General features: G+C 70.1%; 23 protein-coding genes and 1 tRNA gene. 14 read left to right on the top strand and 10 right to left on the bottom strand.

Annotation, left to right across the window (positions count from 1 at the left end; genetic code table 11):
* Positions 1-22 precede the first annotated feature (22 nt).
* From KOF26_RS09850 to KOF26_RS09865, 4 genes are read left to right on the top strand one after another with little or no spacing between them, the layout of a single operon-like run.
* Positions 23-886, top strand: coding sequence for a hypothetical protein (locus KOF26_RS09850; RefSeq protein WP_363182201.1), 864 nt, complete (start codon positions 23-25; stop codon positions 884-886).
* 37 nt (positions 887-923) lie between these two features.
* The gene (hemC, locus tag KOF26_RS09855) at positions 924-1,841 is read left to right on the top strand and encodes a hydroxymethylbilane synthase (RefSeq protein ID WP_216323876.1); all 918 of its coding nucleotides are present in this window, start codon (positions 924-926) and stop codon (positions 1,839-1,841) included.
* The gene (locus KOF26_RS09860; RefSeq protein WP_216323879.1) at positions 1,838-2,497 is read left to right on the top strand and encodes a uroporphyrinogen-III synthase; all 660 of its coding nucleotides are present in this window, start codon (positions 1,838-1,840) and stop codon (positions 2,495-2,497) included. The genes hemC and KOF26_RS09860 overlap by 4 nt, the downstream gene beginning before the upstream one ends.
* A 31-nt stretch (positions 2,498-2,528) precedes the next feature.
* A complete protein-coding gene (locus KOF26_RS09865; protein ID WP_216323882.1) occupies positions 2,529-3,398 on the top strand; it encodes a hypothetical protein in 870 nt (289 codons plus the stop codon).
* Positions 3,399-3,517: 119 nt separating this feature from the next.
* Here KOF26_RS09865 and KOF26_RS09870 read toward each other — a convergent pair whose 3' ends face one another.
* The 3 genes from KOF26_RS09870 to KOF26_RS09880 form a co-directional block, all read right to left on the bottom strand.
* Entirely contained in the window at positions 3,518-4,840 is a 1,323-nt protein-coding gene (locus KOF26_RS09870; RefSeq protein ID WP_216323885.1) for a dicarboxylate/amino acid:cation symporter, read from the bottom strand.
* Positions 4,841-4,872: 32 nt separating this feature from the next.
* Positions 4,873-5,898, bottom strand: a complete 1,026-nt coding sequence (locus KOF26_RS09875; protein ID WP_216323888.1) for an acyltransferase family protein — start codon at positions 5,896-5,898, stop codon at positions 4,873-4,875.
* A 146-nt stretch (positions 5,899-6,044) separates the two neighbouring features.
* The gene (locus KOF26_RS09880; protein WP_216323891.1) at positions 6,045-7,820 is read right to left on the bottom strand and encodes an ABC-F family ATP-binding cassette domain-containing protein; all 1,776 of its coding nucleotides are present in this window, start codon (positions 7,818-7,820) and stop codon (positions 6,045-6,047) included.
* Positions 7,821-7,908: 88 nt separating this feature from the next.
* Here KOF26_RS09880 and KOF26_RS09885 point away from each other — a divergent pair, with 88 nt between their 5' ends.
* Positions 7,909-8,211 carry a PepSY domain-containing protein gene (locus KOF26_RS09885; protein ID WP_216323894.1) on the top strand — a complete coding sequence of 101 codons (303 nt, stop codon included), beginning with the start codon at positions 7,909-7,911 and terminating at the stop codon, positions 8,209-8,211.
* Between the two features lie 310 nt (positions 8,212-8,521).
* On the opposite strand, the gene KOF26_RS09890 is transcribed toward KOF26_RS09885, so the two are convergent.
* On the bottom strand, positions 8,522-9,430 hold the full coding sequence (locus KOF26_RS09890; RefSeq protein ID WP_216323897.1) for an EpsD family peptidyl-prolyl cis-trans isomerase: 909 nt from the start codon (positions 9,428-9,430) through the stop codon (positions 8,522-8,524).
* 175 nt (positions 9,431-9,605) lie between these two features.
* Positions 9,606-9,691: transfer RNA gene (locus KOF26_RS09895), tRNA-Tyr, on the bottom strand.
* Between the two features lie 81 nt (positions 9,692-9,772).
* On the opposite strand from KOF26_RS09895, the gene rlmB reads away from it, so the two are divergent.
* On the top strand, positions 9,773-10,513 hold the full coding sequence (gene rlmB / locus KOF26_RS09900) for a 23S rRNA (guanosine(2251)-2'-O)-methyltransferase RlmB (RefSeq protein WP_216323900.1): 741 nt from the start codon (positions 9,773-9,775) through the stop codon (positions 10,511-10,513).
* 81 nt (positions 10,514-10,594) lie between these two features.
* On the opposite strand, the gene KOF26_RS09905 is transcribed toward rlmB, so the two are convergent.
* Positions 10,595-10,912 carry a 2Fe-2S iron-sulfur cluster-binding protein gene (locus KOF26_RS09905; protein ID WP_216324104.1) on the bottom strand — a complete coding sequence of 106 codons (318 nt, stop codon included), beginning with the start codon at positions 10,910-10,912 and terminating at the stop codon, positions 10,595-10,597.
* 85 nt (positions 10,913-10,997) lie between these two features.
* Here KOF26_RS09905 and KOF26_RS09910 point away from each other — a divergent pair, with 85 nt between their 5' ends.
* Entirely contained in the window at positions 10,998-11,624 is a 627-nt protein-coding gene (locus tag KOF26_RS09910; protein WP_216323903.1) for a DNA-3-methyladenine glycosylase family protein, read from the top strand.
* 157 nt (positions 11,625-11,781) lie between these two features.
* Entirely contained in the window at positions 11,782-13,317 is a 1,536-nt protein-coding gene (locus tag KOF26_RS09915; protein ID WP_216323906.1) for an amino acid permease, read from the top strand.
* A gap of 39 nt (positions 13,318-13,356) precedes the next feature.
* Here the strand turns inward: KOF26_RS09915 and KOF26_RS09920 are convergent, their stop codons facing one another.
* Complete coding sequence (locus KOF26_RS09920) at positions 13,357-14,355, bottom strand: adenosine kinase (protein WP_216323908.1); 999 nt, start codon at positions 14,353-14,355, stop codon at positions 13,357-13,359.
* Between the two features lie 123 nt (positions 14,356-14,478).
* Here KOF26_RS09920 and KOF26_RS09925 point away from each other — a divergent pair, with 123 nt between their 5' ends.
* Positions 14,479-14,862 carry a hypothetical protein gene (locus KOF26_RS09925; RefSeq protein WP_216323911.1) on the top strand — a complete coding sequence of 128 codons (384 nt, stop codon included), beginning with the start codon at positions 14,479-14,481 and terminating at the stop codon, positions 14,860-14,862.
* Here the strand turns inward: KOF26_RS09925 and queG are convergent.
* The gene (gene queG / locus KOF26_RS09930; protein WP_216324107.1) at positions 14,849-15,979 is read right to left on the bottom strand and encodes a tRNA epoxyqueuosine(34) reductase QueG; all 1,131 of its coding nucleotides are present in this window, start codon (positions 15,977-15,979) and stop codon (positions 14,849-14,851) included. The two genes, KOF26_RS09925 and queG, sit on opposite strands and share 14 nt — an antisense overlap.
* An 84-nt stretch (positions 15,980-16,063) precedes the next feature.
* Here queG and msrB point away from each other — a divergent pair, with 84 nt between their 5' ends.
* Complete coding sequence (gene msrB, locus KOF26_RS09935) at positions 16,064-16,573, top strand: peptide-methionine (R)-S-oxide reductase MsrB (protein WP_216323914.1); 510 nt, start codon at positions 16,064-16,066, stop codon at positions 16,571-16,573.
* Complete coding sequence (locus KOF26_RS09940) at positions 16,570-17,130, top strand: hypothetical protein (protein WP_216323918.1); 561 nt, start codon at positions 16,570-16,572, stop codon at positions 17,128-17,130. The genes msrB and KOF26_RS09940 overlap by 4 nt, the downstream gene beginning before the upstream one ends.
* A gap of 74 nt (positions 17,131-17,204) precedes the next feature.
* Here the strand turns inward: KOF26_RS09940 and KOF26_RS09945 are convergent, their stop codons facing one another.
* Both KOF26_RS09945 and KOF26_RS09950 read right to left on the bottom strand, forming a co-directional pair.
* The gene (locus tag KOF26_RS09945; protein ID WP_216323920.1) at positions 17,205-18,008 is read right to left on the bottom strand and encodes a LytR/AlgR family response regulator transcription factor; all 804 of its coding nucleotides are present in this window, start codon (positions 18,006-18,008) and stop codon (positions 17,205-17,207) included.
* Positions 18,005-19,141: a sensor histidine kinase gene (locus KOF26_RS09950; protein WP_216323922.1), complete on the bottom strand. Its 1,137-nt coding sequence runs from the start codon at positions 19,139-19,141 to the stop codon at positions 18,005-18,007. Before KOF26_RS09950 ends, KOF26_RS09945 begins: the two co-directional genes overlap by 4 nt.
* A gap of 84 nt (positions 19,142-19,225) precedes the next feature.
* On the opposite strand from KOF26_RS09950, the gene dinB reads away from it, so the two are divergent.
* Genes dinB through KOF26_RS09965 form a run of 3 tightly spaced genes read left to right on the top strand, consistent with a single transcriptional unit; the run spans position 19,226 to position 21,491 of the window.
* On the top strand, positions 19,226-20,305 hold the full coding sequence (gene dinB, locus KOF26_RS09955) for a DNA polymerase IV (protein ID WP_216323924.1): 1,080 nt from the start codon (positions 19,226-19,228) through the stop codon (positions 20,303-20,305).
* A 39-nt stretch (positions 20,306-20,344) separates the two neighbouring features.
* A complete protein-coding gene (locus KOF26_RS09960) occupies positions 20,345-20,809 on the top strand; it encodes a GreA/GreB family elongation factor (protein ID WP_216324110.1) in 465 nt (154 codons plus the stop codon).
* Positions 20,810-20,849: 40 nt separating this feature from the next.
* On the top strand, positions 20,850-21,491 hold the full coding sequence (locus KOF26_RS09965) for an EF-hand domain-containing protein (RefSeq protein ID WP_253201301.1): 642 nt from the start codon (positions 20,850-20,852) through the stop codon (positions 21,489-21,491).
* Positions 21,492-21,496 lie beyond the last annotated feature (5 nt).

Raw genomic sequence — 21,496 nt, forward strand, 5'->3', positions numbered from 1 at the left:
GTGAATAATTTTGGAGATTAGCGTGCGGGCCCTGTCTTTGTTGATCGCCCTGGGTGTTGCCAACGCCGCACCGGCGGTGTCGCAAACGCGCGCCGCGGCTGACGCCGGGCCGGCATCAGCCGCGGCGGCGCCGGTGCTTCCCGGCTATGCGGACCTTGCCGACCTGGCTTTCCGCGCGCCGGTGGCCGCGGTGGTGACGGTCGTCGATGCCATCCGCCTCAAGAAGGAACAGGCCGTCGGCGTCGCGCCGGGTCAGTTCCGCTTCTACGTCACGGCGACGGTCGATTCGCTGATCAAGGGCAGCGGCGGCCTCACCGGCCAGGTGAGCTATCTCGTCGATCTGGACGCCGATGCGAAAGCCCGGCCGCCCAAGCCGAAGGGGATGCGCTTCCTGCTGCTCGCCGACCGCGTGCCCGGCCGCGACGCCGAGCTGCGCCTGGTCGCGCCGGAGGGGCATATGGTGTGGAGCGCCCCGCTCGAACAGAAGCTGCGCGACATCCTCACCGCCGCAGCCGCCGCCGATGCGCCGCCGATCATCACCGGCGTGCGCAACGCCTTTCATGTCCCCGGGGCGCTGCCGGGCGAGAGCGAGACGCAGATCTTCCTGGATACGGCGGACAAGCGCCCGATCTCCCTCAACGTGCTGCGCCGGCCGGGCGAAGCGCCGCGCTGGGCGGTGGCGCTGGGCGAGATCGTCGACGAATCGGCCAAGCCGCCGGCACCCGACACGCTGCTCTGGTATCGGCTCGCCTGCGCGTTGCCGCCGTCGCTGCCGGCGCAGAGCACCGCCAATCTTTCGGGCGGCGACGTCGACGCGGCGCGCGCCGATTATGCCCTGGTGCTGAAGGGCCTCGGCCCCTGCGGGCGGACGGCGCGGGGGAATTAGCTTGAAAGCGGGTCGGGGCCGTCTTTAGGGATCGGCCATGACCCAACCCCTTCGTCTCGGCACGCGCGGCTCGCCGCTCGCCCTGGTCCAGGCCCATATGGTGGCCGATGCGCTCGCCCGCGCTCATGGCTGGGCGGCGGATGCAATCGCCATCGTGCCGATCCGCACCAGCGGCGATCGCATTCAGGATCGCGCGCTGGCGGAGGTTGGCGGCAAGGCGCTGTGGACGCGCGAGCTCGACCGCGCGCTCGACGACGGCGCGATCGACTTCGCGGTGCATTCGATGAAGGACATCGAGACGATCCGCCCGGCCGAGATCGTCATCGCCGCGCTGCTGCCGCGGGCCGATGTGCGCGATCGGCTGATCGGCGCCGAGCGCATCGCGGACCTGCCGCACGGCGCGCGCATCGGCACCTCCTCGCCCCGCCGCGCCGCCCAGCTCCGCCGGCTGCGCCCGGACCTCGCCACCACCCTGTTCCGCGGCAATGTCGCCACCCGCCTCGCCCGGCTCGAGGCCGGCGAGGCGGAGGCGACGCTGCTCGCCGCCGCCGGGCTGGACCGGCTTGGCCATCCGGAAATCGGCCACGCCATCCCGGTCGAGACGATGCTGCCGGCCCCGGCGCAGGGCGCGGTCGGCGTCGAGACGCTGGCGGCGCGGCGCGAGCTTCGCGACCTGATCGGCGCGATCGATCACGCCCCGACCCGCGCCTGCGTGATGGCCGAGCGTGCGCTGCTCGCCGCCCTCGGCGCCGACTGCCGCTCGCCGGTGGGTGCGCTGGCGGTGGCGGAGGCGGACGGACTGTGGCTGCGTGCCGAAATCCTGTCGGAGGATGGCGCCCTCGCCCGATCCGCGGAGGCGCGCTTCCCGGCCGATGATGGTGCCGCGCCCGCCCGCCTCGCCGCGGCGTTGCTCGATTCCGCCCCGCCGGCGCTCGCCGCCCTGTTCCGGGGATGACGACAGTCCTGGTGCTGCGGCCCGAGCCCGGCGCCACCGCCAGCGCCGCGCGGGCGGAGGCCGCCGGGTTTCGCGCCGTGACGGCGCCCCTCTTCACCATCGCGCCGGTCGACTGGGCACCGCCGACGGAGCCGGTCGACGCGCTGATGCTGACCAGTGCCAACGCGGTGCGCCACGGCGGCCCGGCGCTGGCGCTGTTTCACGACCTGCCAGTGCACGCCGTCGGCATCGAGACCGCCGCCATCGCCAGCGCCGCCGGGTTTCGCGACGTGCGGATCGGGCCGGGTGATGCCGCCGGCCTCGTCGCCGCGCTGCCCGACGGGTTGCGCGTGCTCCATCTCGCCGGGCGGGAGCATCGCCCGGCGCTCCCTGCACAGGGCCTGCGCCGCATCGTCTATGCCGCCGACCCGGTGACGGCCCTCCCCGACGCGGCGCGCGAGGCGCTGGCCGGCGGCGCCATCGCCCTGCTCCACTCGGCACGGGCGGCGGCGACGTTCGCCGCTCTCGTCGAGACGGCCGGGCTCAGCCGCGCCGGCATCGCCGTCGCCGCGCTCAGCCCCGCCGTCGCCGCCGCCGCGGGCATCGGCTGGCGACGCTGCGCCATCGCCGGGGCCCCGGACGACGAGGCGCTGTTCCGGGCCGCCAATTGCCGCTAGACCATTGCCGGGAAACGGATCGGGAGGCCTGATGGCGAGCGTGTTCGAAGACGGACCGGGGGAGGCTCCGCCCGCGTCCGCTTTTGTCCCACCGCCGCCGCGCCGCCGCGGCTGGCTCGGCCAGTTCATCCTGCTGCTGCTCGCCTTCGCGGCCGGCATTGCCGCGACCGGCTGGGCGCTGCGCCATTGGGCGCCGGCCGCGCGCTATCTCGCCCCGCCCCCTCCGGCCGCCGCGCCGGTCGTGCGGGTGGTGCGGGTGCCGGTGGCGACCGCCGCCGGAAAGACGGACGCGGTCGATCCGGCACTTGCCCGGCAGGTCAGCGCGATCGATGCCAAGCTCGATGCCATCGACGCGCGCGCGCGCGAAGCGGTCGGCGGGGCGGATCGCGCCGAGGGGCTGCTCGTCGCCTTTGCCGCGCGACGCGCGATCGAGCGCGGCGTCGATCTCGGCTATATCGAGGGGCTGATCCGCGAGCATTTCGCCGCCACCCAGCCGCAGGCCGTCGCCACCGTCATTTCCGGCTCACGCGCGCCGGTGACCCTGGCCGAGCTGCGCACCGGACTTGCGGATGCCGAGGCGGCGCTGACCCAGGGTGGGCCCGCCGAATCCGCCTGGACCTCGTTCAGGCGGGAGCTTTCCAACCTGCTCGTGCTCCGCCGCACCGGCACGGATTCGCCGGCCCCGGTCGATCGCTTCGATCGCGCCACCAAGGCGATGGAATTCGGGCAGGTCGACATGGCGCTGGCCGAGGTCTCCCGCATGCCCGGCCGCGACGGGGCGGCAGCGTGGATCGCCAAGGCCCGCCGCTATATCGCCGTGCGCAACGCGCTCGACACGCTGGAGACGGCGGCGCTGGTCGATCCGCGGCCGGTGCCGTCCGCCGCTACGCCGGCGCCCTAGCCACCAATCGTCATGCTGAACCTGTTTCAGCATCCTCCCGGAAGCTTGTGGCGGCGTGGAGGCCGGGTTCGGCGCGACAAGACGGGTGGCAGGGTCCCCCCGCCCCGGCACGCCGAGGGTCAGGCCGCCCCCAGCTCGGCGGGGGCGGCAGCGCGGTTCAGCGCGCGATCGAGCGCGGCGTGATCGAGCGCACCTTCCCACCGCGCCACCACCACCGTCGCTACTGCATTGCCGATGAAATTGGTGAGGCTGCGGCATTCGCTCATGAAGCGGTCGACGCCCAGGATCAGGGCCATGCCCGCCACGGGCACGGTCGGCACGATCGACAGCGTCGCCGCCAATGTGATGAAACCGGCGCCGGTCACTCCCGCCGCGCCCTTTGACGACAGCATCGCCACGGCCAGCAGCAACAATTCCTGGCCGAGCGTGAGGTGGACGTCGCAGGCCTGGGCGATGAACAGGGCGGCGAGCGTCATGTAGATGTTGGTGCCGTCGAGGTTGAACGAATAGCCCATCGGCACGACCAGCCCGACGACGGGCTTGGCGCAGCCGGCCTGTTCCATGCGGTCCATCAGGCTGGGCAGCGCCGCCTCCGACGAAGAGGTGCCGAGCACCAGCAGCAGCTCCGCCTTGAGATAGCGGATCAGCTTCAGGATCGAGAAGCCCATCGCCCGCGCCACCGCGCCGAGAACGACCAGTACGAACAGGATCGACGTCAGGTAGAAGGTGGCCACCAGCGCGGCGAGATTGACGAGGCTGCCGACGCCATATTTGCCGATGGTGAAAGCGATCGCGCCGAACGCGCCGACCGGCGCCGCGCGCATCAGGATGCCGACCAGCCGGAACACGATCATGCCCAGCCGATCGAGCAGATCGAGCACCGGATCGGCCGTCCGCCCGACCAGCGACATGGCGATGCCGAACAGGATCGCCACCATCAGCACCTGCAGGATGTTGCCGTCGACGAAGGCGGAGACGAGCGTGTCGGGGATGATGCCGATCAGGAAGCCGGTGAGCGAGGTCTCATGCGCCTTGTGGGCATAGTCCGCCACCGCCTTGGCATCGAGCGTGGCCGGATCGATGTGCAGCCCGACGCCCGGCTGGACGACATTGGCGACGACCAGCCCGACGATCAGCGCCAGCGTCGAGAAGACGAGGAAATAGGCGAAGGCCTTGCCCGCCACCCGGCCGACCGAGCCCAGCTCGCGCATGCCGGCGACGCCGGTCACCACCGTCAGGAAGATGACCGGGGCGATGATCATCTTCACCAGCTTGATGAAGCCATCGCCGAGCGGCTTCAGCGCCTCGCCAAGCTCCGGCCAGACATGGCCGATGATCGTGCCGAGCACGATCGCCACCAGCACCTGGGCATAGAGATGGCCGTACCAGCGGCGTGGGGTACCGCCGGCGGCGGCAGGTGGAGCAGGAGCCATGATGTGCATGGGCAGGCAGAAGCACCAAAGCCTCGGGGCTTTCAAGCCCCGGCCCGGACCGCTCCGGAGCGATCCGGTCGCCGCGCCAGCCAGGCGCGCAGCGGCCGTTCATAATAGCGTTCGGCGAACGCCGCGCAGGCCAGCGACGCGAGCACCACCAGCGTCTGCCAGAGAACGAAGTCCGGCCAGGGCAGGGCGAGCTGGCCGACGAATTTGGTTGCCGGCCCGTGCAGGATGTAGAGCGGGTAGGAAATGCGGCCGAGCCACGCCGCCGGGCCGCTCCACCTCTGCTCGCCCGCCCCGATGCCGGCGAGCAGCACGAGCGGGAAGACGATACCGACGCAGAGCAGGCTGCCCGCCATCGCCGGCAGCGGCGCCGCGAGCGCCAGCACCAGCAGCAGCGGCGCCACCCCGGCGGCGACTGGCGGCGGGCGGAGCGCGCCCTCCCGGATAAGGCGGAAGGTCAGCAGGCCCAGGCCGAAGCTCCATCCGACCCGGGGAAAGGCGCCGAAAAACTCCCTCGCGCTTCCCTGCCAGCCGAGACTGAGATCGCCCATCGCCCATGCGATGCCGATCAGCGCCAGCCCGCTCACGGCGATCAGCCCCGCCAGCCGCCGCGTCGTCAGCCACGGCAGCGCCAGCCCGTAGCCGACGCAGGCGGCGAGCTCCATGAACAGCGACCAGACCGGCGCATCGGGCGGAAACGCGTCGACATCGCCGAAGATCGGGATGACCAGAAGGTTGAGCAGCAGCAGCGGGCTCAGCGTCGGCCGGGCCGGGCTGCACGCCATCAGCGCGAGGCCGAATGCCAGGCCGGCCAGCAGCATCGGATAAAGCCGCCGCAGCCGCGCCAGGATGAACCCGGCGGGCGACAGCCGGCCGTCCGCCAGCCGCTCCTCATAGGCAAGCCCGATCACGAATCCGCTCAGCAGGAAAAAGAAATCCACTGCCAGATAAGCATGCGGCATGAGCGGCCGGAAGGCATGGAGCAGCAGTACGCACAGCGCAGCGATCCCGCGCAGCTCGTCGAGTATGGGATAGCGGTGCGGCATTGCTGCGTGCTGCATCGTCCAGTTCGTCGCCCCGTCCGACCCCCGGGGCTCTACCGGATAAATGCTAACGATCGGCACCCCTCTGCGCCGGCACGCCGGCCGGGCCGCCGCGTCGACACGACGGCCGCGGCCGAGCGCGGCCTATCGGCTCGAAGCCAGCCCTAGCCCAGCCCCTCGGCCATTTCGGCGAGGGCCAGCCAGCGCTCCTCGGCGGCATCGCGCTTCGCGCGGGCATCGTCGATCGCGGCGGAGAGCAGCGCGAAGCGCGAGGGATCGCGCGCATAAAGGTCGGGATCGGCCAATGCCGCCTCGTCGCGGGCGATCCCGGCCTCGATCTTCTCGATCTCGGCGGGCAGCATGTCGAGATCCCGCTGATCCTTGTAGCTGAGCTTGGTGCGGGTGCGCGGCGGCGGAGGGGCTGCGGCGGCGGGCCTCGCCGGCGCGGCGCGCCTCGGCTCCGCCCGCCGCGCCGCCCAATCCTCATAGCCGCCGGGGACGATATCGACCTGCCCCGAGCCGTCGAGCCCGAGCGTCACCGTCACCGTGCGATCGAGGAAGTCGCGATCGTGGCTGACGATCAACACCGTGCCGTCATAGTCTGCGATCACCTCCTGCAGCAGGTCGAGCGTCTCAAGGTCGAGATCGTTGGTCGGCTCGTCCAGCACCAGCAGGTTGGAAGGTCTTGCGAATTCGCGCGCGAGCAGCAGGCGCGAACGCTCGCCGCCCGACAGCGAGCCGATGCGCGCCTCGGCGATCGACGGATCGAACAGGAATTCCTTCAGATAGCCGGCGACATGCTTCTTGACCCCGCGCACCTCGATCCAGTCGCCGCCGTCGGCGAGCACGTCGCGGACCCGTTTCTCGGGGGCCATCAGGCTGCGCTGCTGGTCGATGACGATGCCGTCCAGCGTCTTGGCGAGCTTCACCATGCCCGAATCCGGCGCCAGCTCGCCGGTCAGCAGCTTGAGCAATGTCGTCTTGCCCGCGCCGTTGGCACCGACGATGCCGACCCGGTCGCCGCGGGTGACGCGGAAACTGAGGTCGCGGATCACCACCCGGTCGCCGAAGCTCTTGGTGACATGCTCGGCATCGATGACGACCTTGGTGCGCACATCGTCCGAGACGAGGCCGATCGCGGCGGTGCCCGCCGGGCCGAGCATCGCCTTGCGCTGGGCGCGCATCTCGACGAGCTTGGCGAGCCGCCCCTGGTTGCGCCGCCGCCGCGCCGTGACGCCGCGCAGCAGCCAATGCTCCTCGATCTTCAGCCGCGCGTCCAGCCGCTCGGCGTTGCGCGACTCCTCGGCCGCAACCCGCTCCGTCCACGCCTCGAACCCGCCGAAGCCGACCTCGGCGCGGCGCACCATCCCGCGATCCAGCCAGAGCGTGGAGCGGGTCAGGCGGGTGAGGAAGGTGCGGTCGTGGCTGATGACGATGAAGGCGCCGTTGAAGCGGCCGAGCCACCCCTCGAGGAATTCGATCGCGGCAAGGTCGAGATGGTTGGTCGGCTCGTCGAGCAGCAGCACGTCCGGCGACTGGGCCAGGGCGCGGGCGATGGCGGCCCGCCGCCGCTCGCCGCCGCTCGCCGTTGCCGCCTCGCGCGAGAGGTCGATGCCGAGCTGGTCGGCGATGGCGTCGACCTCGTGCGCGGCCGGCGCCTCGGGCTCGGCGAGCGCGAAGTCGCGCAGGGTGGCGCAGCCGCTCATCGCCGGCTCCTGCTCCAGCAGCACGACGCGGGTGCCGGGGACGATCGTGCGCAATCCTTCATCCGCCTCGATACGATTGGCGAGGATCTTGAGCAGGGTCGTCTTGCCGGCGCCATTGCGCCCGATCAGGGCCAGCCGATCCCGTTCGCCGACATAAAGATCGAGGCCGCGGAATAGCCAGCCGGCGCCCTGGACGAGGCCGGTGCCCTGAAGCGAGAGAATGGGTGCGGACATGGTGCAACACTGATCCGATGAAGGGAGGGGATGGCGGGTGAAGAACTATTCAGGGCCTATTAAAGGCTTCGTCGCCATGCCACGAGCCATGCCCGACATGAAGGCCCTCCCTGCCATCGCGCTGATTGCGCTCGCCCTTCACGTCCCGGCCGACGCGCAGCGCCGCCGGGATCAGGACGAGGCCTATCAGGCGCAGCGCAACGGCGCGATCATGCCGCTGCGCGAGATCGAGGCCCGGGTCATCGCCCATATGCAGGGCGCGACCTATCTCGGCCCGGAATTCGATCCCGGTTCGGCAACCTATCGGTTGAAGTTCATGCGCGGCGGTCAGGTGATCTGGATCGACGTCGATGCGCGCACCGGGCGCGAGATCAGCCGCTCGGGGAAGTGAGCGCGACAGGTTGCGCACCACCCAGCTCCCGCTCGCCGCCGCCTGAAGGAGCAACGCCGCCGGCTCACCCTCGGGAGCCGGCGGCGTTTGCGACCATCGGGCGCTCGGGAGGCTGGACCCAGCAGCCCGTGTCGTCGCAGAGGAGGTGGCGCCGGCTTTCCCCTCACCGGCGCCGCCCCTGCTATTTACCAAGCAATTTCCGTACCAAATCCGGAAAAAGCCCGGAAAACAAACGCGCCGCCGGTCGGGACCGGGGCGCGTCTGTAAGATATTCCGGCACTTTTACCGGAAATGTGGAAGGACCGGCAGATCAGCCCCCGGTGCCGGCAGCGGCGGCCGGCTTGGCGGCGCCAGCCGCGGCGGGCGCCGCGCCAGTGGCGCCGGCAGCCCCGGCGGCCGGCGCGAAGCCTTCCTGATAGGTGATCTTGGCGGTTTCCTTGAGCGTCTTCATGCGGCCGCTGATCATCTGGTTGAACTGCTTCTCGCGCCAGCCATTGGTGGCGACCTGCCTCGCCTGATCCGCAGGCACCGGCACGGCCTGGCGAGCGACAATGACATTGATCGTCAGGAAGCCCCGGGCCGGCAGCACGAACGGCTCCGTCGAGGGCAGGTCGGCGATCTTCTTGACCACCGCCTCGGGCAGCTGGGCGGTGTCGATGACCGACCGGCCGCGCTCGAACGGGACGTTGCGCTCCTTGAGGGCGGCGGCGACGCCGTCCTGGGTGTGGACCGCTTCGAGGCCCTTCAGGATGCTGTTGTCCGACGGCGGACGGAACCGGATCTGGTCCACGGCGAGCTGCTCGCGCTGGGCGAACATGTTGGGATTATCGCGCATGAAGCCGTCGAGATCGGCCTGAGTGGGCTGCGCGATCGCCGACGCCTGCTTGCGGACGAGCTGCTGGGCGAGCAGGGTTTCGTCAACGCGCATGCGCTGGGCGACATATTCCGGCGTCTTGTCCAGCTCCTGCTTCTTCGCCTCATCGACGAGGAGCTTGCGGTCGATGACCCGCTGCAACGCGTCGCGCTGCACGGCCTTGCGGTCGGCATTTTGCGGCAGCTGCACGCCGGCAAGCTCCGCATTCACCTCCTGCAAGGTGACTTCCTGGCCGTTGACCGTCGCCACGACCTGGCCCGTCGGGGCCCCTTCCTTGCTGCCGCACGCAGCGAGCGCCAGCGCCATGCCGGAGCAGACCAGCAGCGCCTTAATCTTGTGAGACATTCCCCAACCTCCAATTGTCACGGCGACCCCGGACGTTTCGGTCTTGCAGCGACGAATAGCCTTCCGCCCGATCCAAGTCCATCAGGCCGCTGTAACTGCCAAAGTGTTACCGATTCGCGCTAAGCGCGGCACAAGCTACGGAAAAATCGGGCGAAGCTGCCTGGCGGACGAGAGATGGTGGAGGGGGCTGGATTCGAACCAGCGTACGCTTGCACGGGCAGATTTACAGTCTGCTGCCTTTAACCACTCGGCCACCCCTCCATGGGTCCGCCTGAGATGCGAGGCGCGCTCATGGCGAAAGCGGTCTTGCGTGTCAACTTAGGGTCGTGGAAATGCGGGTGCATGCGTAAAGGTCATCGCCCATCCGTCGCCGCGCCCGGCCGTCCCCGTTTCTGGGGCCGTCACGCCGTCACCGCCGCACTTGCCAACGAGGCGCGCACCGTGCGCCGCATCTGGGGCACGCGCGAGGCACTGGCCCCGCTGACGCTGCCCGCCAGCCTGCCGGTGACGATCGCCGACGTCGCGGATCTCGGCCGGCTGGTGCCATCGGACGCGCCGCACCAGGGGCTTGTCGCCGAGGTCGATCCGCTGCCCGAGCTGTGGCTGGGTGACGTGCTGGTCGGCGAGCGCGACATGCGCCGGCCGCTGATCGTGCTCGACCAGGTCACCGATCCGCATAATGTCGGCGCGATCCTGCGCTCGGCCGCCGCGTTCGACGCCGTCGGCGTCATCACCCAGGATCGCCATGCGCCGCCCGAATCGGGGGCACTGGCCCGCGCCGCCTCCGGCGCGCTGGAGCTGGTGCCGTGGGTGCGGGTGGTCAACCTCGCCCGCGCGCTCGACGAGATCGCCGAGGCCGGCTTCTGGCGGGTCGGCCTGACCGGCGAGGCGAATTCGACTCTGGGCGAGGCGATGGGCATGCATCCGGTGGCGCTGGTGCTCGGCGCGGAGGGCGAGGGGATGCGCCAGAACACCGAGACGCATTGCGACGAGCTCGCCCGCCTGCCGATCAGCGAGCGGGTGGAAAGCCTCAACGTGTCGAACGCCGCCGCGATTGCGCTTTATGCGGCGGTGACGCGCTAAGGCCAAGCCGGGGCGTCGGGAGATTTCCCCCCGTTCGCCCTGAGCCGAGGTCCGGCGAGCGGGTTTCCGGCAATGGCCGCCCTAGTCTTCCGGCGCGATCCGCACCTTGAGGCCATCCAGCGCCGGGCCGAAAGGGAGCTGGCAGGACAGGCGCGAGGTGGCGGCGCGGTGGCTGGAACTGTCCAGCAGGTCGTCCTCGTCGACGCTGATCGCGGGCAGCGCGCCAGCGAACGCCTCGTCCACCTGGACGTGGCAGGTGGCGCAGGAACAGCAGCCGCCGCACAGCGCGAGAAGTTCATCGAAACCGGCGTCGCGGATCACTTCCATCACCGACAGGCCGGTCTCGCCTTCGATGACGTGCTCGGTGCCGTCGCGGGTGACGACGATAAGCTGCGGCATGATTGCGGTCTCCATCGGCTTGGACAAGGTAAGGCGCGAGCGGCTATGTCCGCGCCGTCGAAGGGAATCAAGGCGAACGAGGGATATGGGCCTGTCGGCGGAACAGCTCGCGGCATCGGTGGCGGCGCTCGGCGAGATCGAGCCCGCCTTCGGGCGCGTCGTCGCCGCGGCCGGCCCGCCCGCCCCGCGCATCTCGGAACGCGGCTATGTCACGCTGTTGCGCACGATCGTCGGCCAGCAGGTGTCGGTAGCCTCGGCTGCGGCGATGTGGCGCAAGCTGGAGGCCGCGCTCGGCGGCGACGCCGGCGATCCGGCGCGCCTCGCCACGGCCAGTGACGAGACATTGCGCGGCGCCGGCATGTCCCGCCAGAAAATGGGCTATGCCCGCAGCCTCGCCGACCTCGTGCTCGCCGGCACGCTCGATCTCGCCGCGCTGCCGGCCGATGACGAGGAGGCGATCGCCCGGCTGGTCGCGGTCAAGGGCATCGGCCGCTGGTCGGCGGAGATCTACCTGCTGTTCGCGGAAGGGCGGCCGGACATCTGGCCGGCCGGCGACCTTGCCGTGCAGATCGCGGTCGGCCGGCTGCTCGGCCTCGACGAACGCCCGGGCGAAAAGCAGGTGCGCGCGCTCGCCGAGCGATGGCGGCCGCATCGCGGGGCGGCAGCGATCCTTGCCTGGCACCACTATAACAGCGGGATGGCACCGATCTGACCGAATCCGGCGTGCAAACCGGGCTTCGCGCCGCGATCCTGCGTCCTGCCCGAGGCTTGGCCACAACCCGCTTGCCAAGCAGCCTTGAGCGGCTAGGTTCGCGCGATTGATCAAACGGCGGCGCCGCGGCGTGCGTCATTCGGGGGTCCTGCCAGACATGATATTCGGGCGCGTCAAGCCACTCGACGCCATTCTCGCGACCGCAGAGAAGAAGGGGCTTCATCGCACCCTCGGCGCCTTCCAGCTCACCATGCTCGGCATCGGCGCCGTGATCGGCACGGGTATCTTCGTGCTCACCTCCGAGGCCGCGCAGAAGGCGGGGCCCGGCATGATGCTGAGCTTCGTCATCGCCGGCTTCGTCTGCGCGGTGGCGGCGCTCTGCTACTCCGAGCTGGCGTCGATGGTGCCGGTGTCGGGCTCGGCCTATACCTACACCTATGCGGTGATGGGCGAGCTGCTTGCCTGGATGGTCGGCTGGGCGCTGATCCTCGAATATGCGGTCGGCGCCAGCGCCGTCGCGGTCGGCTGGTCGGGCTATGTGGTCGGCCAGCTCAAGGGATGGCTGGGAATCGACCTGCCCCTGGCGCTGGTCGCCGGACCCTATGCCGGCGGCATCATCAACCTGCCGGCGGTGTTCATCTCGGCGATGGTCACCTGGCTGCTGATGATCGGCACCAGCGAGAGCGCCAAGGTCAACGCGGTGCTCGTCGCGGTGAAGATCGCGGCGCTCATCCTGTTCATCGTGCTGGCGATCCCGGTGATGAACGCGGACCATTTCGAGCCGTTCATGCCGCTCGGCACGGTCGGCGTGTTCGGCGCCGCGGCGTCGATCTTCTTCGCCTATGTCGGCTTCGACGCCGTCTCCACCGCCGCGGAAGAGACCAAGAATCCGCAGCGCAACGTGCCGATCGGCCTGATCGCCTCGCTCGCCGTCTGCACCCTCTTCTACCTGCTGGTCGCCGCCGGCGCGATCGGCTCCCCGCTCGGCGCCCAGCCGGTCGCCGGCCCCAATGGCGAGGTGCTGGCGCCGGGCTCGACCGCGCTCGCCGCGCAGTGCCAGGCGATCGTCGCCGGCGGCGGGCTGGAGCCCCTGCCCTGCTCGAAGGAAGCGCTGGCGCATGTGCTGCGCGTCATCGGCCATGTGAATATCGGCAACCTGCTCGGCCTCGCCGCCACCATCGCGCTGCCCTCGGTGGTGCTGATGATGATGTTCGGCCAGACCCGCGTCTTCTTCACCATGGCGCGCGACGGCCTGCTGCCGGAGAAGCTCGCCTCGGTGCATCCCAAATGGCGCACGCCGCATGTGGTGACGGTGGTCACCGGCACCGCGGCGACGATCGCCGCCGCCTTCCTGCCGGTCGGCAAGCTCGCCGATTATTCCAACTCCGGCACGCTGTTCGCCTTCTTCATGGTGGCAGTGTCGGTGATGGTGCTGCGCAAGGTCGATCCCGACCGGCACCGGCCGTTCCGCACGCCGGCGGTGTGGGTCATCGCGCCGCTGGCGATCATCGGCTGCATCAGCCTCTATCTCTCGCTGCCGCTGCTGGCGATCCTGGTGCTGCCGGTGTGGGGCGCGATCGGGCTGGTCATCTATTTCGGCTATAGCCGCCGGCACAGCCATGTCGGCCGCGGCATGTTCGACGTTCCGGAGGCGAGCCCCCCGCCCGAGCCCCACGTCCCGGGGGCTTTCTAAATCCGCCGGGGGGAGGGCCCAGGCCCTCCCCTGCGTCGTTCAGCCCAGCCGGGCGGCGACCAGCGCCTTGAGGTCCGCCTCGGGCCGGGCGCCATAATGGCTGATCACCTCGGCAGCGGCGACCGCGCCCATGACCAGGCAATCCTCGAGGTTTCGCCCCTCCACATAGCCGGCAAGGAACCCCGCCGAGAACAGGTCGCCGGCGCCGGTGGTGTCGACGACGCGGTCGATCGGCTCGGCCTTCACCGCGACCCGCTCCTTGCCCTGCACGGCGATCGCGCCGTCGGCGCCGCGCGTGGTGACGAGCAGCGGCACCCGGGCCGCCGTCCACGCCACCGCCGCCTCGAAATCGTCGACGCCGGCCAGTGCCAGCACCTCCTCCTCATTGGCGAAGAGGATGTCGACATCGCCGCGCTCGATCAGGTCGATGAAGTCGGCGCGATGACTGAGGATGCAGAACACCGCCGACACGCCGAGCGCGATCTTGCGGCCGGCCGCGCGCGCGGCGCGTACGGCGCGCTGCATCGCCGCGCGCGGCTCCAGCGGATCCCACAGATAGCCTTCGAGCAGCAGGATCGAGGCGCTCGCCACCAGCGCCTCGTCAACCGCCGCCGCCGGCAGATACTGGGCGGCGCCGAGATAGGTGTTCATCGTGCGTTGGCCGTCCGGGGTGACGAGGATCAGGCAGCGCGCGGTCGGCACGTCGCCACCGGCCAGCGCCGGCATGTCGAAGGCGACGCCCTGGGCGCGAATGTCATGGGCGAACACCTCGCCGAGCTGATCGTCGGCCACCTGACCGATAAAGGCGCAGCGGCCGCCCAGCGCGGCGAAGCCGGCCAGTGTGTTCGCCGCGGAGCCGCCGCTGATCTCGCGGCCCGCGCCCATCCGGGCATAGAGCGCGGTCGCCTGCTCGGCGTCGATCAGCCGCATCGCGCCCTTCTCCAGCCCCTCGGCGGCGAGAAAGGCCTCGTCGGCCTGGGCGAGGACGTCGACGATGGCGTTGCCGATCGCGAGAATGTCGAGCGTGGGTTCGGACAAGGTGGAGACTCCCGGGAAAATGGTCGATCCGGCGCCTATACGCGCGGCAATGGGTGCGCAACCGGCGGCGAAGGTAGCGGGCGCCGGCTTGCCCGCTGCGCCCGTCCATGCTTGGGAAGGGGCATGAAGCTGTTGTGGCGCATCGGCGGTCTGGCCCTATCCTTCGCCCTCGGTGCCTGCGTGAGCGGGCCGCCGCGCCGTCCCCCGCCCGCCGCTTCCGCCCCCACCCCTGCCCCGACGGGCACGCCGGCGCCGGTCGTCGGCCTCGATCGGGTGATGGGCCGCACCGCGACCCAACTCGTCCAGCTGTTCGGCAATCCGGAGCAGGATCTGCGGGAGCGCACCGCGCGGCGCCTCCAGTTCACCGGGGCGTGCGTGCTCGACGCCTATCTTTATCCCCCGCCGCGCGGCGGCGAGGCGGTGGTGACGCATGTCGACGCCCGCCTGTCCAACGGCGCCAGCACCGATCGCGCGGCCTGCATCGCCGCCCTCGTCAGGCGGCGATAGCCACGCTCTCCCATTCGGCGCGGACGGCCGGATCCCTCTCGCCCTCCCGCCGGCGCCCGGCCTCGGCCGCGAAACGCGCCGGGTCGAGCCGTCCGAGCGCCCACACCGCCGCCCCGCGCACCACCGGCGCGGCATCGTCGAGCAGCGCGACCACCCGTGACACCAGCGCCGCCTCGCCGCCATTGCCGGCGCAGATCAGTGCGTTGCGCACCATCCGGTCGCGCCCGATACGCTTGATCGGCGAGCCCGCGAACACCTGACGGAAGGCCGCGTCGTCCAGCGCCAGCAGGTCGGCAACCTCCGGCGCGGTCAGCTCGGCACGGGGGGCGAGGGCGAGATGGGCATGGGCGGCGCTCGCGAACTTGTTCCACGGGCAGACCGCCAGGCAGTCGTCGCAGCCATAGACACGGTTGCCGATCGCGGCGCGAAACTCCGTCGGGATGGGCCCCTTATGCTCGATGGTCAGATAGGAGACGCAGCGCCGCGCATCGAGCCGGTAGGGCGCCGGAAACGCATTGGTCGGGCAGGCCGCGAGGCAGGCGGTACAGCTGCCGCAGTCGCCGCCCGACCGCCCGTCCGCGGGCAGCGCCAGCGTCGTGTAGATCGCGCCGAGGAGCAGCCAGCTGCCATGATCGCGGCTGACGAGATTGGTGTGCTTGCCCTGCCAGCCGAGCCCGGCCGCCTCGGCCAGCGGCTTTTCCATCACCGGCGCGGTGTCGACGAAGACCTTGAGATCGCCGCCGGCGCGCGCCACCAGCCAGCGCGCCAGCGCCTTCAGGGCGCGCTTCATCACGTCATGATAATCGGCGCCCTGCGCGTAGACGGAAATGCGCCCGACGCCACCCTCGTCGGCCAGCGCCAGCGGGCTCGTCGCCGGCGCATAGCTCATGCCGAGCATAATCACCGATCGCGCCTCCGGCCACAGCGCCTGCGGGCTGCCGCGTCGCTCGGCGGTGGTCTCCATCCAGTCCATCGCGCCATGAGCGCCGGCCTCGAGCCATTGCCGGAGACGCCCGGCGGAAAGCGGGATGGCGCCGTCTGCCGACGCCACGCGGCACTCGGCAAAGCCGAGCGCGGCCGCTTCCGCCCTGATCGCGGCGGCGAGGTCTCCATCCATGGTCACCCCGTCCCTATAGCCCGCGCCAGTCATTTCCGCGAAAGCTGCAATGCGCTAAACGTCGCATCCCAAGAGGATAAAGCCATGAACTTCACCAGACGCGAGGCGATTTTGGCGGGCGGGACGGCGGCGGCCGCGCTCGCACTGTTCGGGGTCGGCGGCCTCTTCGCCGGCGAGGGCGAAGCGGCGCAGGGGAATTTCCCGGTGACCCACAGCGACGCCGAATGGCGCGCGATGCTGAGCCCGGACGCCTACAATGTGCTGCGCCGCGAGGCGACCGAGCGCGCCGGCACCAGCCCCCTACTCAAGGAGCATCGCGCCGGCACCTTCGGATGCGCCGGCTGCGCCCAGCCGCTCTTCTCGTCGCGCACCAAGTTCGAGAGCGGCACGGGCTGGCCGAGCTTCTGGAAGCCGCTGCCCAAGGCCGTGGGCGAAACCCATGACAGGAGCTTCGGCATGGAGCGCACCGCCGTCCATTGCGCCCGCTGCGGCGGGCATCTCGGCCATGTCTTCAACGACGGGCCGCAGCCGACCGGCCTGCGTTACTGCATGAACGGGGTGGCGCTACGCTTCACGGCCGGCCAGGCGGCGTGATCCACTGGCCCGCCCGGCCTGCGATCCCGGCGGGCATGCGCGCCTATGTGCTGACCGGCATCCATGGCGACGCCATGCTGATGGCCGAGCGGATCAACCGTATCGTCGCGGACATGGGCCGGCGGGCGGAGCTGCCCACCCATCTCATCATCAATGGGGATCTGATCGGCGGTCTCGAAAGCGCCGGGGTGATCCTGCGCGCGATGCGGCTCGACGAGCCCTTCGCGGCGCTGGCCATCCTGCGCGGGCCGCCGGAGACGGCGCTGCTCGCCGCGCTGGAAGGCGATGACGCCGCCGCCGATCACGTCCCGGACACGCTGGCGGCCGGCTGGGGCGTCACCCCATGGCGGATGGCCGGGGTGCATGGGCGCGAGCGGGTGGCGCTGCTGCGTGAGGCGGTGCCGCTGACTGTGCATCACTGGCTGCTGCGTCGCCCGGCGACCGCGCGACTCGGCGGCTATGCGCTGGCCGACGGGCAGCTCCATGCCGGCCATCGCGTGATCCGCGGCGAGATGATCGGGCTGGAGGGCAATCAGTGCTGGACGGTGAAGGGCTGAAAAGGCGGGTGCCGGGTGGCCCCTCGCCGATACCCGGCGCCCCGCATCGACAGGGTCAATGACCGCCCGCGGCCTCAGTGCACGAAGCGCGCCACCACATCGCGGTAGGAACGGCTGACCTTCACTTGCGCGCCTGAGTCCAGAACCAGGAAACATTCGCCGTTGGTGTGCGGCTTCACTTCCTTGACGAGGTCGAGATTGACGATGGTGGAGCGGTGCACCCGCTGGAAACGGCGCGGATCGAGGCGCTTTTCGAGATCCTTCATCGTCTCGCGCAGGATCAGCGTGTTGTCGCCGGTATAGATGCACATGTAATCGCCGGCGGCGTCGATGCGCTCGATCGTATCGACATCGACGCGGAAGATCTGGCCGCGATCCTTGATGTTGATAAGCTTCTCGAAGCGGCTGGCCGAATGCTGATCCCCGGATTCGGCGACGATCGCCTCGGCGGCCTCCGGCGCATGCTCGGCGAGCGCCTCCTTCAGCCGTTCCGCCTCCTCGCTCGATCGCTTGGCGGCGAGCCGCTGGCGGACGCGGTCGAGCGTGTCGGCGAGCCGCTCCTCCTCGACCGGCTTCAGCAGATAATCCACCGCGTCCGCCTCGAAGGCACGCAGCGCGTGATCCGTATAGGCGGTGACGAAGACGAACAGCGGCGGCTCGACCTCCATCAGCCCCTGCACCACCGAGAAGCCATCGAAGCCGGGCATCTGGATGTCGAGGAAGACGAGGTCCGGCTTGTTGGTCTTGATCGAGCGGATCGCCTCCCGCCCGTTGGTGCAGGTGTCGATGATCTCGACATCCTCATGCGCTTCCAGGCGGAGTTGCAGGCCCTGGATGGCCAGCGTCTCATCATCGACGAGGATGGTGCGGATGGTCATGCGGCTTCTCTGGGACTTTCCGTCAAAGGTATCTCGATGGTGACGCCGAAGCCCCCCGCGGCGGTCGCGCGCACGTCGAAACGGTGGTCCGGGCCATAGGCCTGGGCCAGCCGGTCGCGGATATTGGCCAGTCCAACCCCCGTTGACTGGACATTCCCGCCCCGGCCCGCATCGCTCGGCTGCGACCCACCATAACTGGGCGCACTGTTGCCCGGAGGCAACCCCGGGCCCGTATCGGACACGGTGATCCGCACCCAGCCCCCGGCGAGCCGCGCCGAAACCGAGATGTCGGCGCCTTCTTCCTGGGGGGTGACGGCATATTTGATCGCATTTTCGACCAGAGGCTGCAGCAGCAGCGACGGCAGGCGGGCGCGCTCGACCCGCGGGTCGATCTCGAAATGGGCGCGCAGCCGCTCCTCGAAGCGCATCTTCTCGATCTCGAGATAGAGTTTCAGCGTCTCCACCTCCTGCGCCAGCGTCACCTCCGCGCTCGGCTCGTTCACGATGGTGTAGCGCAGGAAGGAGGACAGGCGCGACAGCATCGCATTGGCCCGATCGGTCTGCTTCAACAGCACCAGCGTCGAGATCGAGTTGAGCGTGTTGAACAGGAAATGCGGGTTGAGCTGGTAGCGCAGCATGGCGAGCTGCGCCGACGAGGCCTGCGTCTCCAGCCGCAGCAGCTGGTGGGATTGCTGTTCCAGCTGGATGTAGAAATTGATCGCGTAATAGAGCGAAGACCACGCCGCCAGCAGCGCGAAATCGAGCAGGATGGCGCCGAGGAACTGCACGCCCTCCGGCCGCGAGCCGGGCCGGTAGAAGGTGGCATGGGCCCACACCTCGATCGTCGAGAAGGCGAAGGAGGCCGCGCACAGGATCGCGATCGACACCGTCCAGGTGATGAACGGCCGCATGTTGATCAGCCGGCGAAAGGAAGCGGCCATCAGGAGCGTCAGCGAATAGCCGGTGGCGGTGGACAGCGCCGACGGCACCACGAACAGCCAGCCCATGTTGTTGGCGAGGCCGCCCAGCGAGCGCAGCACGAAATAGCCGCCCCAGCCGAGCGACTGCAGCACCCAGAAGGCCCGGTTCTTGTCGTCGAAAAAGGGCTTCGACCCGAGGCTCAGCAAAGGCATGGTCCGCCTCATAAGTGATTTGCGCGGGCGGCCCAACTGTCTTCCTGTGGCAAGCCGTTTCGGTTCCTGCTATGTTCCGGGCACATGGGGCCGCGCAAGATCATCCATGTCGATATGGACGCCTTTTACGCGTCGGTGGAGCAGCGCGACGATCCGTCGCTGCGCGGCCGCCCGGTGGCGGTCGGCGGATCGCGGGCGCGGGGCGTCGTCGCGGCGGCGAGCTATGAGGCGCGCCGCTTCGGCGTACGTTCGGCGATGCCGTCGGTGACGGCGCAGCGGCGCTGCCCGGACCTCGTGTTCGTCAAGCCGCGCTTCGAAGTCTATCGCGCCGTGTCGCAGCAGATCCGCGCCATATTCCGCGACTATGCGGATGCGGTGGAGCCGCTTTCGCTGGACGAGGCCTATCTCGACGTCAGCCTCGACAAGCGCGGCGTCGGCTCGGCCACCGCCATCGCCGAAGAAATCCGCGCCCGCATCCGCGAGCAGACCGGCCTCACCGCCTCGGCCGGCGTCTCCTACAACAAGTTCCTCGCCAAGCTCGCCTCCGACCAGAACAAGCCGGACGGGCTGTGCGTGATCACCCCGGCGAGAGGACCGGCGTTCGTCGCCGCGCTGCCGGTGGCGCGCTTCCACGGCGTCGGACCGCGCACCGCGGAGAAGATGGCCCGCCTCGGCATCCACACCGGCGCCGACCTTTGCGCACAGAGCCTCGCCTTCCTCACCGAACAGTTCGGCAAATCCGGCGCCTATTATCACCGCGCCGCCCATGGCGAGGATGATCGGCCGGTGCGCGCCGATGGCATCCGCAAGTCGCTGGGCGCGGAAACCACCTTCTTCGAGGATATCGCCGAAGAGGCCGGATTGCAGAACCGGCTGACCGGCATCATCGAGGAGGTCTGGACGCGCGCCGAAAAGGCGGACGCCCATGCGCGCACCGTCACGCTCAAGCTGAAATATAGCGACTTCCGCATCGTCACCCGCGCGCGCAGCTTCGCCGGGCCGGTGGACCGGGCGGGCTTCGAGGCGGTGGGACGCGCCCTGCTCTCCGGCCTGTGCCCGGTGGAGCGTGGCGTCCGGCTGATCGGGCTCACCCTTTCCGGCTTCGGCGAAGCCGCCGAGGCGGCGCAAATCGGGCTCGACCTGCCTCCGCCTTCCGGGGCATGATGGCCGGATGTGCTTCTTTTCCATGCCGAAGCGGCGCTGATGAGCGTCGCCTTTCGCCGCGAAAGCGATGACGAGCATCTCGAGCCCCGCTTCGAGTTGCCGATCCCGCCCGGCCCCAATCGCGTCACCCCGCGCGGCCTCGCGCTGATCGAGGGGAAGATCGCGGCGCTGGAGGCGGCGGTTTCAGCCGGCGGCAGCGAGGAGGAGCTGAAGGCGCTGCGCCGCGACCTGCGCTATTGGCGGACCCGCGGCGCCACCGCCGAACTGATGCCCCCCTTCGCCGGCGAGGAGGCCGATTTCGGCGCGCGCGTGCGCTATCGCGACGGCAGGAAGGAGAATGCGGTGACCATCGTCGGCCATGACGAGGCCGAGCCCGCCGCCGGCCGTATCGCCTTCACCGCCCCGCTGGCCCGCGCGCTGACCGGCGTGGCGGAAGGCGATCTGGTGCCGTTCGCGGGGCGGACGCTGGAGATATTGGCGGTGGAGCGCGGCGACGTCGAATAGGCGCTGGGACTTGGCGGCCTTCCTCGGCTAAGCCGTTGCGATGACCCGCTTCGCCCGCATGGCCGCCGTCGCCCTGCTGCTCCTGCCCGCCGCGCTCTTCGCCCAGCGCGAGCGGGAGGCTCGGCCCGATCCCTGTGCGGCACGGCCTCAACTCTATATCGCGCCGATGGGGGCGGTGTTTCGCGCGCCGGCCGACGCGGCCTATCCCTCGGCGATATGGTTCGCCGCCGCCGACGCCGATCGTGACGGGCGGCTGACGCTCGCCGAGTTCCTCGCCGATGCGGAGGCGAGCTTCGCCCGCTTCGATCTCAATCACGACGGCGAGATCGATCCCACTGAGATGACCGCCTATGAGGGCGACGTCCCCGAGATCAGCCTTTATCAGCGTGGCCAGCGGCTGCCTGCCAATGGGCGCGAGCGCAAGGAGGCCGCGCGCTATGGCGGCGCGCTCGGCGCCGGCCGCTATGCCCAGCTCAACATCCCGCAGCCGATCGCGTCGGCCGACCTGGATTTCAATCGCGGCGTGTCGCGCGACGAATGGCGCACCGTCGCCGCCCGGCGTTTCCAGCTGCTCGGGCCGGTGGACGGCGCCCTCACGCTGGCCGCGCTGAAGCCGACGCCGGCGCAGGAGACGATGCTCCAGTGCGCCGCCGACGCGGCGAAAAAGGCGAAAAAGCGCTGATCCGC

Source organism: Sphingomonas quercus, assembly GCF_018863195.1.
In the GTDB taxonomy this organism is placed as follows: domain Bacteria; phylum Pseudomonadota; class Alphaproteobacteria; order Sphingomonadales; family Sphingomonadaceae; genus Solisphingomonas; species Solisphingomonas quercus.